Origin of the sequence: Exiguobacterium sp. UBA1053, assembly GCF_002316465.1 — a bacterium.
GTDB lineage: Bacteria > Bacillota > Bacilli > Exiguobacteriales > Exiguobacteriaceae > Exiguobacterium_A > Exiguobacterium_A abrahamii.
In genome coordinates this window covers 99,196-113,987 of the sequence record NZ_DCDO01000011.1, presented here as the reverse complement: position 1 = coordinate 113,987, position 14,792 = coordinate 99,196, and the positions used below count along the sequence as shown (strand labels likewise).

Annotated in this window: 16 protein-coding genes; 2 read left to right on the top strand and 14 right to left on the bottom strand. The window is 46.8% G+C overall.

Annotated elements, in window-relative coordinates; translation table 11 throughout:
• Positions 1-23 precede the first annotated feature (23 nt).
• Positions 24-1,295, bottom strand: a complete 1,272-nt coding sequence (locus B3G15_RS07470; RefSeq protein WP_023469734.1) for a purine/pyrimidine permease — start codon at positions 1,293-1,295, stop codon at positions 24-26.
• A gap of 158 nt (positions 1,296-1,453) precedes the next feature.
• Here B3G15_RS07470 and B3G15_RS07465 point away from each other — a divergent pair, with 158 nt between their 5' ends.
• Positions 1,454-2,149: an alpha/beta hydrolase gene (locus B3G15_RS07465; protein ID WP_064300700.1), complete on the top strand. Its 696-nt coding sequence runs from the start codon at positions 1,454-1,456 to the stop codon at positions 2,147-2,149.
• Positions 2,150-2,255: 106 nt separating this feature from the next.
• On the opposite strand, the gene B3G15_RS07460 is transcribed toward B3G15_RS07465, so the two are convergent.
• From B3G15_RS07460 to B3G15_RS07440, 5 genes are all read right to left on the bottom strand, one after another.
• The gene (locus B3G15_RS07460; protein WP_050677176.1) at positions 2,256-3,191 is read right to left on the bottom strand and encodes a carbohydrate kinase family protein; all 936 of its coding nucleotides are present in this window, start codon (positions 3,189-3,191) and stop codon (positions 2,256-2,258) included.
• Entirely contained in the window at positions 3,178-4,020 is an 843-nt protein-coding gene (locus B3G15_RS07455; protein WP_231681717.1) for a PRD domain-containing protein, read from the bottom strand. The genes B3G15_RS07460 and B3G15_RS07455 overlap by 14 nt, the downstream gene beginning before the upstream one ends.
• 127 nt (positions 4,021-4,147) lie before the next feature.
• Positions 4,148-5,560 carry a sucrose-specific PTS transporter subunit IIBC gene (locus B3G15_RS07450; protein WP_023469730.1) on the bottom strand — a complete coding sequence of 471 codons (1,413 nt, stop codon included), beginning with the start codon at positions 5,558-5,560 and terminating at the stop codon, positions 4,148-4,150.
• Between the two features lie 169 nt (positions 5,561-5,729).
• The gene (locus tag B3G15_RS07445; RefSeq protein WP_023469729.1) at positions 5,730-6,533 is read right to left on the bottom strand and encodes an endonuclease/exonuclease/phosphatase family protein; all 804 of its coding nucleotides are present in this window, start codon (positions 6,531-6,533) and stop codon (positions 5,730-5,732) included.
• A gap of 86 nt (positions 6,534-6,619) precedes the next feature.
• The gene (locus B3G15_RS07440; protein WP_023469728.1) at positions 6,620-8,287 is read right to left on the bottom strand and encodes a PTS transporter subunit IIBC; all 1,668 of its coding nucleotides are present in this window, start codon (positions 8,285-8,287) and stop codon (positions 6,620-6,622) included.
• A 256-nt stretch (positions 8,288-8,543) separates the two neighbouring features.
• Between B3G15_RS07440 and B3G15_RS07435 the strand changes: the two genes are divergently transcribed.
• Positions 8,544-8,825, top strand: coding sequence for a helix-turn-helix domain-containing protein (locus B3G15_RS07435; RefSeq protein ID WP_290719526.1), 282 nt, complete (start codon positions 8,544-8,546; stop codon positions 8,823-8,825).
• Positions 8,826-9,258: 433 nt separating this feature from the next.
• On the opposite strand, the gene queF is transcribed toward B3G15_RS07435, so the two are convergent.
• The 8 genes from queF to B3G15_RS07395 form a co-directional block, all read right to left on the bottom strand.
• The gene (gene queF, locus B3G15_RS07430; protein WP_023469726.1) at positions 9,259-9,747 is read right to left on the bottom strand and encodes a preQ(1) synthase; all 489 of its coding nucleotides are present in this window, start codon (positions 9,745-9,747) and stop codon (positions 9,259-9,261) included.
• A 13-nt stretch (positions 9,748-9,760) separates the two neighbouring features.
• Complete coding sequence (gene queE, locus B3G15_RS07425; RefSeq protein ID WP_290719521.1) at positions 9,761-10,477, bottom strand: 7-carboxy-7-deazaguanine synthase QueE; 717 nt, start codon at positions 10,475-10,477, stop codon at positions 9,761-9,763.
• The gene (gene queD, locus B3G15_RS07420) at positions 10,474-10,929 is read right to left on the bottom strand and encodes a 6-carboxytetrahydropterin synthase QueD (protein ID WP_290719518.1); all 456 of its coding nucleotides are present in this window, start codon (positions 10,927-10,929) and stop codon (positions 10,474-10,476) included. The genes queE and queD overlap by 4 nt, the downstream gene beginning before the upstream one ends.
• Positions 10,926-11,582: a 7-cyano-7-deazaguanine synthase QueC gene (gene queC / locus B3G15_RS07415; protein ID WP_023469723.1), complete on the bottom strand. Its 657-nt coding sequence runs from the start codon at positions 11,580-11,582 to the stop codon at positions 10,926-10,928. The genes queD and queC overlap by 4 nt, the downstream gene beginning before the upstream one ends.
• Positions 11,583-11,753: 171 nt before the next feature.
• Positions 11,754-12,404, bottom strand: coding sequence for a bacillithiol biosynthesis deacetylase BshB2 (gene bshB2, locus B3G15_RS07410; RefSeq protein WP_023469722.1), 651 nt, complete (start codon positions 12,402-12,404; stop codon positions 11,754-11,756).
• Positions 12,401-12,769 carry a YojF family protein gene (locus tag B3G15_RS07405; protein ID WP_029342921.1) on the bottom strand — a complete coding sequence of 123 codons (369 nt, stop codon included), beginning with the start codon at positions 12,767-12,769 and terminating at the stop codon, positions 12,401-12,403. Before B3G15_RS07405 ends, bshB2 begins: the two co-directional genes overlap by 4 nt.
• Positions 12,770-12,830: 61 nt before the next feature.
• Positions 12,831-13,646, bottom strand: a complete 816-nt coding sequence (pdxK, locus tag B3G15_RS07400; RefSeq protein ID WP_023469720.1) for a pyridoxine/pyridoxal/pyridoxamine kinase — start codon at positions 13,644-13,646, stop codon at positions 12,831-12,833.
• 131 nt (positions 13,647-13,777) lie between these two features.
• Complete coding sequence (locus tag B3G15_RS07395; RefSeq protein ID WP_023469719.1) at positions 13,778-14,782, bottom strand: inorganic phosphate transporter; 1,005 nt, start codon at positions 14,780-14,782, stop codon at positions 13,778-13,780.
• Positions 14,783-14,792 lie beyond the last annotated feature (10 nt).

Below are 14,792 nucleotides of genomic sequence, written 5' to 3'. Positions count from 1 at the left end.
TCGATCGAGAAAGCGTCTTTTTATTAATCATTCGTCCGGATATGGCGTAACCCTTCTGCGAGCAAGGCGACCAATGTTCCGAGGACGAGACCGTTTGACATCAGGGTCGTCACGAGTGGCGGTAAATCGGCCGTTGCTCCTTTTGGTAGTAACAACGCACCGATGCCGACAAGGACCGGGAGACCGACCGTGATCATCGCCGTTTGACGATTCAAGTCGCGGGCTGCTTCCGTGACGCCGATGATTGCCATTCCGGCAACGATCGGTGCGACCATCGCATAACCGACAGCGACGGGGATTTTAGCGATCAATCCGACGAATGGTGTTACGATACTGAGGAAGAGACAGGTGATATTCGCATAGACGAACGCTTTGCGGTCCGTGTTATCTGTTGAAGCAATGAACCCAGCCGTTCCGGAAATGGCGACAGGACCCACCGTACCGAACAGACCAGCGAAGAGTTGTCCGATACCAGCCGTGATACCAGCTGTTCCGACTTGTCCTTTGACGGTTTCACCACGCTTGGCACTGATGATCCGTTCGATGACCTTGATGTTCGCTAAGACGTTCGTCATTAACAACAACGAGATGATGAGAGCTGTCGGTAATAAGCTCCAGTCGACATGAATACCGCCGAACGGCAATAAACTCGGTAAAGTGAACAGTGGACCATCGAAACTTGGCATCTCGGCACGACCGATCAATGCAAACATGCTCCAACCGACGAGTAGCGTGATTAATAAAGCGTACTGGCGTAAGCGATCACTTCGTTCTAAATAAAGCGAGATCAAGACCGTCAGAATCGAGATGACGGCAGGTAATACTTGAATTCGTCCATCCTCGATATTGAGCAATCCTTTCATGACGGATCCGGACAGTTGTGCCGACAGCAGTAGCATGTAGACACCGATGACTTGCGGTGTAAAAAGAGGGACTAAGCGCCGTAAAACACCCGTCATCGTCAAGACGATACAGATGATACCGCTGAGTAGGAGTAAGAATCCAAGCGACTGTAAAGTGTTTGAATAACTGCCGTACAATGTGACACCAATCGACGAATAGAGGGCAAATACACCCCACCAAATTCCAGCAGGACCTTCCATGATCGGTAGACGGTGTCCGAGCAGGACTTGAAAGAGACTTAAGATGGCAAATACGAATAGACAACGAGATAAGAAGGAAAGCGTCTCGGCACCCGAGAGTTCAAACGATGCTGCGATGGCAAGGGGCGGGGCAATGTTAGTACAGATGATGAATAAAAACCATTGAATCGTAGACACAAGGGTACGCGGCAAAACGTGAATCTCCTTTCGAAAAAACAATATTGGTTTCATCTTAAACCAATTCATGAAAAAGCGATAGGGATGCTTACAATGACTGAAAATTCTAATATTTGTTTTCATATGTGATTTAACACATAATATGGGGTATAACGGTAACGGGAGGGAATGAAATGAAAAAATGGAGTATAAGAATCATTGGAACGATTGCTGCGCTGTTGGCACTGCTCGTATTTGCATTCATGATCTGGGCGCAGTTCGATTATGATGCATCTCCCCAAGCGATATCTTACGTGGAGACAGCTACACCACGTGAAGTGACATTTGGAAAAAAGACGAGTGACGTCGGATTCATCTTTTATCAAGGGGCAAAAGTCGATGCAGCGGCCTACAGTTATTACGGCAAGCAACTAGCGAAAGACGGGCACTTCGTCGTCATCCCGAAGCTACCGTTTCGGATTGCGTTGCTTGACTCAAGCGAAGGACTCGATGTCATCGAGGAGTATCCACAGGTCAAAAAGTGGTATCTGATCGGGCATTCGCTCGGTGGAAGCGCAGCTTCGACGATCGTCGAACAACATCCGAAAATTAAAGGAATCGTTTTCCTCGCGTCCTATCCGATTGATTCGATTGATGTGCCCTCGTTGACGATTTATGGTGGACGAGATGGTGTCTTACCAGTCGCTGATATCGAAAAAAGTAAACAGGACGTTCGAAAAGATGCCGTATTCCATGAAATCAAGCAAGGGAACCATGCGAACTTTGGTATGTACGGTCGACAAAAAGGGGATAACAGCAGCCCATTAACGCCAAAAGAACAACAGGACGAGTCGTTAGATGAAATCAAACGATTTATCGATACACCTTAATCAATTCTCTAGTGAATAAACGACTCATCAATCAAATGAAAAGGATGGAGAGATTCTGGCACTGGGTCCGGAATCTCTCCATCCTTATTTCTACTGAGTCATCGATTCAATTCAAGCGATGAGCGACTTCGTCGAGCGTTGGCAAAGCAGCCATCGCTCCTTTGACGGAAGCAGCAAGTCCGCCTGAAATCGCTGCGAATCGACCGATGTCGCGAAGTTCATCTTCAGACCAATCAAACGAAAAATCGCGTAACGCGCACTGGTAGAGTAAACCGGACATGAAGGCATCTCCAGCTCCTGTCGTATCGATTGCGTCGACCGTAATCGCATCGATGACAGCCATCGCACGATCCGTATAGAGAATCGATCCTTCACTTCCTCGCGTGATGGCAAGAAGACGAATCGGATATTCAGCTAACAATTCAGCAGCCCCGTCATCAAGATTCGTTTGTCCAGTTAGAAACGTCAATTCTTCCTCAGCAAGTTTGACGATTTGTGCATCCGGTAGGACAGACCGGATCGTCGTCCGCGCTTCGTCAAGATTCGGCCATAGCGACTCTCGTAAGTTCGGATCGTAAGAGACTGGTACTTGGTGCGCTTTTGCACGTGCGATGGCTTTTCGTGTCGCGTTGACGGATTCTCCAGTGATCAAAGAGATCGAACCGATGTGTAATAAATCGACGGACGTGAAATCCTCCGGTACATGTGTTTCGTGGAATTGCATATCAGCGCGCTCCGCGTTGATGAACTCGAACGACCGCTCTCCATCCTGACCGTTCGTAACGAGCACAAGTCCTGTTTTTTGCGTCGAATCGTGGACGAGATGATCGGTACGAACACCATAATGATGTAACGTATCTTTCAAGAAGTGTCCCATCGAATCATCACCGACAGCTCCAAGAAAATAACTATCAGCGCCTAATCGAGCGAGTCCGACAGAGACATTGGCAGGAGCACCTCCAGGATTTTTTTGAAACGTCATGTTTTCAGCATCAAGAGGAATCAAATCAATCAATGCTTCCCCTAAACTAAAGATTTTCATACGTAGAACTCCTTTCAAGATCCGGACGAATCCGTTCGATGTGTAAAGCCATATAGCCGATTTCTGATTCAGGTACACGTGTATCGAGTTCGACAGTCAACCAATTGCCCATTTGACTCGCACAGGCATAAGCCTCAGCATAACGTGTTTTGACGGCAGATAAAATCACATCATCCATGTCGTGTAAGGTTTCTCCTTGTTCAATCCGGGCGAGGACCAATTTCATGTGCGTAAAGAAACGATAATACGTCATCGATGAGGTCTCGATCGTTTGTCCAAAAAAGACTTCGATCTGTTCACGTAGTTCATTGAGTAACGTAACCGTCTGCAACGCAGTGGCCATATTCGGATGCGTTTGGCGTGCATTGTATAAGTGAAGCGCGATGTTCGCAGCTTCTTCTTTCGGTAGCGTGACCTGTAAGGCACGCTCGATCTCAAGAACTGCCCATTCTCCAATCGCATACTCCGGTCCATACAAAAGGCGAATCTCTTCTGCCAATCGATTATGCACGACGAGTTGTTCACGTGCTAATCGTACGGCATGAGCAAGGTGGTCCGTCAGACTGACGTGAATATAGTCATGAAACGGCGTTTGGAGCTCACCTTCTGCATGTGAGATGATGCGTTCCGATAAATCAATGATCTCAAGTGGTGTCGTTGTCAGAATCTCTTTGAACTGTTCTGCATTTTCAAATGAAGGGATGAACATTTTTTCGATCTTCGTCGCTTGAATCGGATCTTTTTTCTTTTTTCCAAAAGCAATGCCTGGTCCCATGACGATGCGTTCCTGTCCATTTTCTTTGACGACAACAGCGTTGTTATTGAGGATCTTATGAATAATCAGCCTGACGTCCTCCTTTCCGATCTTTTCTTTTATTATAAAGCGAACTTCAGCGCTTTGCGAACCGACAAATGCGACCACCGAGCCCGAGGACTCGGTTTGGTCGCATGAAGGATTAAGCAGCAACGTCCGTTTCTTTTTGTTTCCGTGCATCGAGACGCATCAAGACGACAGTCGAGATGAAAGCAGTGACGACTGCAATGGCGAACCCAACGAGATAGTTGATCAAGTTTGACGCACCGAGTGGCGCGACGATCGCAATCATCGGAATTCCAGTTAATCCATAAGCGTTCGCAGCGACTTGTGTCAAGACGACATAACCGCCACCGATCGCACCACCAATGGCACCACCGATGAATGGTTTTCCAAGACGTAAGTTGACACCGTAGATGACGGGTTCTGTGATTCCGAGAAATGCTGAGAACGCAGACGGTAGGGCGAGTGCTTTGAGTTTAACGTTCTTCGTCAAGAAGTAAACGGCAAGTCCGGCACCACCTTGAGCGACATTCGCCATCGACCAAATCGGTAAGAGGAAGTTCTTTCCGATACTCTTATCTGCAAGTAATCCTGCTTCAATAGCATGGAAACTATGGTGCATCCCTGTGATGACGATTGTCGAATAAAGTCCACCGAAGAGAAGACCGGCGACGACTGAGAACTGTTCATAGAAGAAGACGAGTACGAATGAAATGCCTTTTCCGAGTAACGTTCCGATCGGACCAATGACGATCAATGCCAGGAATCCAGTGACGAGAACCGTAACGAACGGTGTCACGAGTAAGTCAAGCGTTTCGGGTGTCCGTTTCCGGACTTGTTGTTCAATCTTTGCCATGACCCAAACGGTTAAGAGAACCGGGAAGACCGTTCCTTGATAACCGATCAACTCGATGTTCATTCCGAGGAACTTCATGACTTCCGGATCACTATTACCGAGCGTCCAAGGGTTTAAGAGGGACGGGTGTGTCATGATCCCCCCGATGACGGCACCGAGGTACGGGTTCGCACCGAATTCACGGGCTGCCGAGAAACCGATCAGGATCGGTAGGATGATGAAGGCAGAAGACGAGAACATATCCAGTAGTTGGACGATCGGTGAATCACCGTCAACCCAACCGAAGGCCTTGATCATACCGAGTAATCCCATCAAGAGACCGGCTGCGACGATTGCCGGAATGAGTGGAACGAAGACGTTCGAGAGCGAGCGGGCAAGACGGGCGAACGGATTTAATTTTTGCGATGCAGCCTTTTTAACGTCGAGTGGTTCTTCTCCATCGACCTTTACACCGGCAAGTGGTGCAAACGCAGCAAATACCTTGTTGACGGTACCGGTTCCAAAGATGATTTGGTATTGACCAGAACTTGAGAAGGCGCCGCTGACACCATCTAAGTCTTCAAGTGCTGCTTGATCGACCTTTGATTCATCATGCAAGACAAGACGTAAACGCGTCGCGCAATGAGCAGCAGTGATGATGTTCTCGCGTCCACCGACGAGTTCGAGCACACGTTTAGCAGTTTGTTGATAATCCATCGGAAAAGTCCTCCTTTTTCATAAAACGTGCTGAATGAGACAAAAAAAGGCAAGACCGAACAACACCTCTCCTAACGAGGTGTCATTTCGGTCTTGCCAGCCGTACTGTCACAATCCGCACTATTGATTTGATTTCATCTTAAAGGAGAAAAGAAAGCGTTGTCAATACTTAATGTTCATTTTTTTGAATCTGAATATCGACCTCAACACCGTAGTGATCGGAAACGACGGGACCGTGAATCCCATCGAATACGACCCCGACGCGTTCGACGTCAATTTTCCGATTCGATAAGACGAGATCGATCCGCAATCCTTGTTGATTGTCTTCCCATCCATCGATGTTGCCATTGATCGTCTCAATTCCGACCGTTTCCTTAGCTAGCAGGAAGACGTCGTGTAATCCTCGTTGCATCATATAGTCATAACCTGTATTTCGTTCTAAGGCATCGTTGTTGAAATCACCGAGGAAGAATGTCCATTCGAGTGGATCCATCCGGGCCATCAAATGATTGAATTGTTCCTGGAACGGTTCGACTTCATCTGCCCACCAGCCAAGATGGCATGTATTGAACGTAATCGGTGTACCGTCGACTTGGATCGTCGCACGGACGATTTTTCGCGATTTCCAATCGAATGTATCTTGACTGCGGCTGACATAATAACTGTCCGATTTTAAGATTGGGTGTTTCGTCAAAAGAGCGAGTCCTTCTTCATACTTATCATAGCCGATATGAGCAAAATCCCAGACGAGGGAGTAGGTTTGACCTTGTTCTTTTAACGCTTGCTGGATCAAATAGGCAAAGTTATCGTTGCGCACATCATCATAGACGATGGGTGTATCCATCAATTGACTCACTTCTTGCAGTGCGACGACATCATAATCTTGAGCGAGAATTTGTTGAACGATCTGGTTTAATTTTTCGAGTGGCTGTTCTTCCTGCCACGAATGACAGTTTAGTGTGAGTAGACGCATGAGTGGTCCTCCTGATTTTTCAAATAAGAAAGGTGAAACTCTTATAAAAGAGCTTCACCTTTAGGTAGTTCCCTAATCTCGCAGGTTTATGCGCCGATCCGGTCTTGGATATCTGATTTTAAGATATCGGCTTTTGGACCGTAGATGGCTTGCACGCCATTGTTCTTAAGGATCAGACCAAGTGCACCGTTTGCTTTCCAGTCTGCTTCTTTTGCAACAAGCGCTGGATCTTTGACAGTGACACGAAGACGCGTCATGCAGGCATCGACGTCCTCGATGTTTTGCTGTCCACCAAGCAAATCGATGATTTGTGAAGCTTGCGAACCGTCGGCAGGAGCTGATGTCGCAGCAGCCTCACCTGAAGCTTCAGTTGTAGATACGTTGATATCGTCAAGATAGTTCCCGTTACGACCTGGTGTCGCATAGTTGAACTTCTTGATGACGAAACGGAACGTGAAGAAGTTCAAGAAGAAGAAGAACACACAGACACCGATGAAACGAATTAAATCACCAATTAATCCAGCTTTTGCAATCAATGGAATCCGCGTCAAGAGTTCGATCGCACCGAATGCGTGAATCCGAAGATGCATGACATCTGCTAGTGCGAAAGCAACACCCGTGAGCACAGCATAGATGACGTAAAGAACAGGAGCGATGAACATGAACATGAATTCGATTGGCTCCGTGACACCTGTCAAGAAAACTGCAAGTCCAGCAGATAAGAAGACAGGTTTGTATGCTTTCTTCTTATCTTCATCAACTGACATGTACATTGCGACAGCGATACCGATCAATGAAGCAAGTGATGTGACGACTTGTCCTTCTTTAAAACGAGCAGGAACGACACTGTTGATCAAGTCATTGTATCCTTGTGTGTTGCCGGCTTGTTTTAAATTAACGAGGTCAGTGATCCAAGCTAACCAAAGCGGATCTTGACCAGCAACCGTCGATCCTTGAGCAGCACCTGTCAGGATTTTGTACGTTCCACCGAGTTCCGTGTAGTTCATCGGGACAGTCAACATGTGATGAAGACCGAACGGAAGTAATAGACGCTCGAGTGTACCGTATACGAACGGTGCAATGATCGGTGCAGAATCACGTGAAGAGGCAATCCAGCGACCGAAGTCATTCAATAAGCCTTGAACGAACGGCCAAACGAGTGATAAGGCGAATGCTGCAACGACTGATCCACCAATGACGACGAATGGTACAAAACGTTTTCCGTTGAAGAATGCAAGCGCATCTGGCAATTTACTGAAGTTATAAAATTTATTAAAGAGAACGGCACCAAGGAAACCAGAGATGATTCCGACGAATACTCCCATGTTGAGAGCAGGTGCCCCTAAAACTGAAGTGAAATAATCTTTTACGATGAGCTCAGAACCAAGTAATGAATCGACCGTTGCTTTTGGGTCCGCGATCATGTCAGCGTTGACACCGAAGATAGCTCCTGTGACACGGTTGATCAAAATGAAGGCGAGTAACGCTGCGAACGCACCACCAGCACGTTCTTTTGCCCATGACCCACCAATCGCGACGGCGAATAAGACATGAAGGTTCGTAATGATAGCCCAACCTAAATCTTCAACGATTCGAGCAATCGTTTGCATTAACGCGATATCGCCTCCATACATGCCGATCAGTTTCCCGACCGAGATCATGATTCCTGCAGCAGGCATAACCGCGATGACGACCATCAACGCTTTACCGAGTTTTTGCCAAAAATCGAACGAAATAGCATTTTTCAAGATCATTCACTCCTTTTTATCTCTTTTTCTCTAATATGTGTGTAAGAACAGTGCAATAATGTAAGCGATTAATGCAACCGTTTGCATATAGAATTGTAAGCGATAACTTTTTAAAAAGCTAGTGTTTTATAAGAAAAATATTTGAAATTTTATTTTGATTAAAAATTGATAGTTCGGAAAGGTATTCAGATTTAAAAAAAGTGGGAATAAGACTACAGTGAACGTTGTCTGGTTTTAAAAGAAGAAAGGATGTTTGAAGCGGATGAAAGAAGGGATTCAACCGATCGGACAGTACGGACAGCGGATTCGTACGTTACGAGAACGTCATCAGTTAGATCAAAATACATTAGCAGCGTTAACTGAGACGACACCTGAGATGATCCAGCGTATTGAAAGTAGCATTGCCCATCCCTCATTTTCAATGATTGAGCGACTGGCCCGTGTCTTACATGTCCCTTCGGATCACTTAATTCGGCATATCTGGCCACCTGAGGTCATCCGTCAGCAGGATAGCACGTCCTTGATCGACCTTTCATCTAGTTGATGGGCATCAAAAGGGGGAACAAAGGGATTTCTTCTTGTAGATTGTAGACAAATGGGCTGACTCAAAAAATGACGCGTCTTTTCACGCCCTTTCCTCAGGCGAGACACAAGCCAGTTTTCCCACTCTATTTGAGCAGAAAAACGGGTCTTGTTTGTCTCTGACAGCGCAAAATCGCGCTTTTTCCTGTAGGAGTGGCGTGTAACGCGTCATTTTTTTATATCGAAAGAACAATCAGGGAAGCGCCTTGTTCACTCGGCATCGATTCCTTGGGAAAAACAAGCAAGAGCGACCCTGCAGCGAAGTGAAGCGGCGCGATCTTGTCCCAGGAAAACGGTTCGAGACGAACAAAAAAGCGCAATCCTTCTCGTTAGAGAAAAATTGCACTTTGTCTTCAGTCTCAAAGGGATTTCCCCTTGTTCCTCTTTTAGTCGTCTTAACGATTATCGATCGTTTCAGGATAGAGATCGTGATTGAATAGACGATGCTCTGCCATTTGTTCGTATTTTGTACCAGGCTTGCCGTAATTGTAGTACGGATCAATTGAGATTCCACCACGTGGCGTGAATTTACCCCATACCTCAAGGTAACGAGGTTCCATCAATTTCACGAGATCTTTTCCAATGACGTTGATGCAGTTCTCATGAAAATCACCATGATTACGGAAGCTGAATAAGTACAACTTCAGTGATTTTGATTCGACGAGTTTTTCGTCTGGGATGTACGAGATGTAAATCGTCGCGAAGTCCGGTTGATTCGTGATTGGACAAAGACTCGTGAACTCTGGTGCATTGAATTTCACGAAGTAATCATTTTCTGGGTGACGATTCGGGAATGCTTCGAGAACTTCTGGTTGGTATTCAAAAATATATGGTACGGCTTTTTGGCCGAGTAACGATAAGTCGTTTAAATCTTCAGGTCGCATGAATCATTTCTCCTTAGACGCCACGATCGTTCGCGAAAACGAGGGCGTGTAGTTGTGGTAGGACGCGCGCATGATTGAAGCGTTCATCACGGGCGACGCGTTCCCAAAGTGTTTTTAAATCGTGTAGCATGCGTGGAGCGATCGTTCCTTCTTCATGCGGATCAGGATTACCGAGCGATAGATAAAGTGTCTTTAGCGCATATCGTTCTGAAATCATCGCTGCGAAGTCGAGGTCTTCCTCATTAAAGATGACGATTTTAACAGCACGCTGTTGTTCCGGTAAACGTTTAAAAAAGACATCCAAGCGATCGAAATCAATCTTCATCCCACTTGAAGGTGGTTTAGGACTGAGTGTGACGTCATCGATATCAATCAACCAATTTTGCCAGTAGGAGCCTTGGGTTTCGACAGACATCGTGATATTTCGTTCTTTTAATGCCGCAACCAATGTGCCGATTGATGCATGAAGTAACGGGTTCCCACCAGAAATCGTGACATGTCCGTAAGAGCCGAGTGCATCAAGACGTTCTATGATCGTCTCTGCCGTCAAGAGTTCGGGTTTTTCAGAACCATCCCATGTGAAGGCGGAATCACACCACGAACAAGAGTAATCGCAACCACCGGTCCGGACGAACATCGTCTTTTGACCAATCGATCGTCCTTCTCCTTGAAATGTTGGTCCAAAAATCTCGAGAACCGGAATTTTTGGTGTTTTCGTTAAGGCACTCATGCTTCGTTCATCCACTCACGACGGACTTCAGCAAAAGCAGTCGGTGTCTCATAGAGCTTAACGAATTCGACACGAAGTCCACGCTCATCCGGAAGGTGTTGTCCGAGCGTCTCGAAAATCCAGGCTGCCATGTTTTCAGCTGTCGTATTCATGTATGGTAACGATTCATTCAGGTAGCGGTGATCCAATAGTGGTTCGAGATGTGTTTTGAAGATTTTTTTGAGATCACCAAAATCGAGTGTCATACCGCGGTGATCCAGAAAACCACTGATCCCCATATCGACATGGTACGTATGACCGTGAAGGGCACGGCATTTTCCATCATAATCATATAGGTGGTGTGCTGAGTCGAACGTTAATTTTTTTACGATCATAACGCGGGATTTCGTATAGATAAGCGAGTCGCCAGTCGGGCGCTCGACCGTTTCAGGTGCTTCGTAATTGAATGTCATGTGTGTTGAACCTCCTTGATGTATGCATCTAAGCCATTTTTCCGTAATTCACAGGCCGGGCATTCGCCACAACCATCTCCAATGACGCCGTTGTAACACGTCAACGTGCGATTTCGAACGAAATCAAACGCACCGAGCGAATCGGCAAGCGCCCACGTCTCTTTTTTGTCGAGCCACATGAGTGGCGTGTGAAGTACGAATGGATAGTCCATCGCAAGGTTCAATGTCACGTTGAGTGACTTGATGAAGGCATCACGGCAGTCAGGATAACCGGAAAAGTCCGTTTCACATACGCCAGTGACGATATGACGGATTCCGCGTCCTTTCGCAAGGACGGCTGCGAACGAAAGAAACAGGTGATTTCGTCCATCTACGAAAGTAGAAGGAAGACCATCTTCATTCGTCGTGATGGTTTGGCTGTGGTCAGTCAAGGCGTTACTCGTCAGTTGACTGAGAAGAGAGAGATCAAGCTCATGGTGTTTGACACCGAGCTCAGAGGCGATGTCGCGTGCGACTTCGAGTTCTTGTGCATGACGTTGTCCGTAATTAAACGTCACGACTTCGACTTCTTCGTATTGTTTCAATGCCTGAAACAAACAAGTCGTTGAGTCTTGGCCGCCACTAAAGACGACAAGAGCACGTTCGTTTTTCATAATGTACACTTCCATTCCTAGTTTTTGTAACGGAGGAGGTTACGAACTCCGGAGACATAGTCTCAACTATTCACACTAGCAGAAGCCATTGAAAAAGTCGACGTTTTCTGATGAAGACAAAAAAAGAGATGCGTATCGTCGATCGGACGGTACGCATCTCTTGCAAGAAGATTAAAGTGGATAGTGATAGTAGCGTTCTTTGACGAGTAGATCTCGAATGTTCGAATCTTCCGAGATGACTTTCATCAGACCACCTGTTTGTGAAGCATGCGCTTCGAGTGCTTTGATCTTTTGATCCGTATAGGCACTGACATCATGAATGAACGTTCCTTCCCCGAGCTCTTCTTTCGTATTGTTCGCAAAAGCGACCGCAAGAAACTCTGGGCGATCAGCTGGATCCATCATCCGAAGGGCACGAACGACGGCACGAGCTGTCGCTTCATGATCGGGATGGACCGCGTAACCCGGATAGAACGAAATTAAACGAGTTGGTCGTGTCTGTTGAATCAAGGCAAGAATACGGTCAGCAAGTGCTGCTTCATCCTCGAATTCAACGGTCTTATCACGAAGTCCCCACATTTGGAGATCCGAAATCTTCATTTTTGCAGCAGCATCAATCAACTCACGTTTACGAATCGTTGCGAGCTGTTCCCGGTTCGTAAAGACAGGACGTCCCATGTTACGACCCATCTCACCAAGTGTCAGACAAGCGTATGTGACAGGACCACGGTTTTCAGCGTGTTCGATGATCGTACCGGCAGAACTGAAGGCTTCGTCATCCGGGTGAGGGAAGACGACGAGTAAATGATCTTCGTGTGTCATGCGTCTACCTCCTCTGCACCTTGAGCGAATGGTGTCGGGCTAAGTTCAAAAGCAATCGCAAGACGTCCTTCGATATCGTGACCGGCAATCAACAATTGATCCCCAGCAAATTCGAAGTCAGTCAATCCTTCACCGTATAACCAGCCGTGTGCAAGTTTCAAACCAATCCGGTAAGGTCCGTTTCCTGTGATCAGACCACGTTCGTAAGTGATTTCCGCATTACGGAAAAACATCCCTGCGCTATGGAAAGTTGGATCTTGGTGCGTCGCGTATGCACCGTTCGTCGTCTCGACGTGTACATATAACGGTGTATTCGCATGTTCGTCGATATAACGCTGTATTTCTTGTAAATCAATGGCTTGCATAAACTTTTCTCCTCTCCTATACAGAAAGAAGTCCGCGGATATCGCGGACTTCTTAAGCGGATCAAGACTGGACTGTACGATGTGCAGCGTGATCAGTTGGTCCGACGTATTCATTCAAACGGAATGAATGACGAATCGCGGAAGTGATGAAAGATTTTGCTGTACGGACAGCAGCTTCTACCGATGCACCTTTTGCGAGTTCGGCCGTGATTGCTGCAGAGTACGTGCAGCCAGCACCGTGCGTGTACGGTGTCTCGATTCGTTCGTCCTCAATCAGGATAAACTCTTTTCCGTCATAAAGCACGTCAACTGCTTGTGGATGATCAATCTTGCTGCCACCTTTGACAAGAACGTATTGCGCACCTTTTTCATGAATCCGCGCTGCTGCAAGTTTCATCTCGTCGATCGTTGCTGGTGTTTTACCAAGACCCGACAGTTGTCCGGCTTCGAAGACGTTCGGTGTGACGACCGTCGCAAGTGGTGTCAAGACATCACGAAGTGCGTTTGCTGTATCAGGGTTCAGCACTTCGTCTTCGCCTTTACAGACCATGACAGGATCGATGACGACGTTTTGAACGCCAGATGATTTGATTTTCTCAGCAACGGCTTCAATGATTTCGACAGTCGGGAGCATACCCGTCTTCATCGCATCAACACCAATACCTCCAAGGACCGTGTGAATTTGTGTCCGGACGAGTTCTGTGTCGATTGGGTAAACCGCATGGTGCCAAGAGTGATCAGGGTCTTGGGCGACGATGACCGTCAAAGCATTCATTCCATAGACACCAAGTTCTTGGAATGTTTTCAAATCGGCTTGAATACCAGCTCCACCGCTCGTGTCGGAACCAGCAATCGTTAAGGCTTTACGTTTTGTCATGGGGCATTCCTCCTAAAGAAATAGACAATCCTTCTTGTTCTTCATCATAGCGAATTATGGGAAAAACAACAACTATCGACGCTTCTGACGTACACAAAACCCCACCTCTTTTGAGTAGGCGGGGCAAGTACTTATTTAATGAATAAGAAGTCGAGAATATAGTAGATCAAGGCAGCGAAAGCCATCGAAATCGGCAATGTGATGACCCATGTAATGAGCATACGTTGTGCTGTTCCCCACTTTACACCTTTCTTACGGTGTGATGTACCTACACCCAAGATGGCAGAAGAGATGACGTGTGTCGTCGAAACCGGAAGATGAATCGCTGTCGCTCCAAAGATGATTGCTGCTGATGTTAAGTCAGCTGCAACCCCGTTGACTGGACGGATTTTCATGATTTGACCACCGACGGTCTTGATGATCCGCCATCCACCGACAGATGTTCCGAGACCCATCGCGATCGCACACGAGAGTTTAACCCAAGTCGCAACTTCGTGATCTGTTTGATAACCAGATGAGATCAAAGCAAGCGTGATGATCCCCATCGCTTTTTGTGCGTCGTTCGTACCGTGTGTATACGACTGCAAAGCAGCGGTTGCAATTTGAACATGACGGAAGCGACGATTCGTCTTCGCCAAGTTCCCTTTTTTGAAGATGACTTTAAAGATTGCATAAACGATGAAACCGAGTGTGAATGCGAGCACTGGTGAAATGAGCAAGGCTTGAACGATTTTCAAGAAGCCTTTTGCTTCGATTCCTCCGAATCCGACAGAGGCAACAGCGGCACCAGCAATCGAACCGATCAGTGTATGCGAAGAACTTGACGGAATACCGAAGTACCAAGTCAAAAGGTTCCAGGCAATGGCTGAAATCAAGGCAGCGATGACGACGTAGCTACCATGTTCAAGTGTTGACGGGTCAACGATGTCACCAGAGATCGTTTTTGCGACTCCAGTGAACGTGATTGCACCTAGGAAGTTCATCGATGCAGCCAAGATGATGGCATGACGTGGTTTCAAAGCACGAGTCGACACCGAAGTCGCGATCGAGTTCGCTGTATCGTGGAAACCATTGATGAAGTCGAAGCTAAGTGCGAGAATCACGATTATGGCGGTGATGATAAACAGGCTATCCATCTCGTTAGCT

Bases quoted from the DNA above. Each gene is read 5' to 3' on its own strand.
- queC (WP_023469723.1), bottom strand. From the start codon at position 11,582: ATGAAAAACGAACGTGCTCTTGTCGTCTTTAGTGGCGGCCAAGACTCA.
- B3G15_RS07405 (WP_029342921.1), bottom strand. From the start codon at position 12,769: ATGCAAGCCATTGATTTACAAGAAATACAGCGTTATATCGACGAACAT.
- B3G15_RS07460 (WP_050677176.1), bottom strand. From the start codon at position 3,191: ATGAAAATCTTTAGTTTAGGGGAAGCATTGATTGATTTGATTCCTCTT.
- queE (WP_290719521.1), bottom strand. From the start codon at position 10,477: ATGAGTGCCTTAACGAAAACACCAAAAATTCCGGTTCTCGAGATTTTT.
- pdxK (WP_023469720.1), bottom strand. From the start codon at position 13,646: ATGACAAAACGTAAAGCCTTAACGATTGCTGGTTCCGACACGAGCGGT.
- B3G15_RS07440 (WP_023469728.1), bottom strand. From the start codon at position 8,287: ATGATCTTGAAAAATGCTATTTCGTTCGATTTTTGGCAAAAACTCGGT.
- bshB2 (WP_023469722.1), bottom strand. From the start codon at position 12,404: ATGACACACGAAGATCATTTACTCGTCGTCTTCCCTCACCCGGATGAC.
- B3G15_RS07450 (WP_023469730.1), bottom strand. From the start codon at position 5,560: ATGGATTATCAACAAACTGCTAAACGTGTGCTCGAACTCGTCGGTGGA.
- B3G15_RS07395 (WP_023469719.1), bottom strand. From the start codon at position 14,782: ATGGATAGCCTGTTTATCATCACCGCCATAATCGTGATTCTCGCACTT.
- B3G15_RS07435 (WP_290719526.1), top strand. From the start codon at position 8,544: ATGAAAGAAGGGATTCAACCGATCGGACAGTACGGACAGCGGATTCGT.
- B3G15_RS07445 (WP_023469729.1), bottom strand. From the start codon at position 6,533: ATGCGTCTACTCACACTAAACTGTCATTCGTGGCAGGAAGAACAGCCA.
- queD (WP_290719518.1), bottom strand. From the start codon at position 10,929: ATGACATTCAATTACGAAGCACCTGAAACGGTCGAGCGCCCGACTGGC.
- queF (WP_023469726.1), bottom strand. From the start codon at position 9,747: ATGCGACCTGAAGATTTAAACGACTTATCGTTACTCGGCCAAAAAGCC.
- B3G15_RS07465 (WP_064300700.1), top strand. From the start codon at position 1,454: ATGAAAAAATGGAGTATAAGAATCATTGGAACGATTGCTGCGCTGTTG.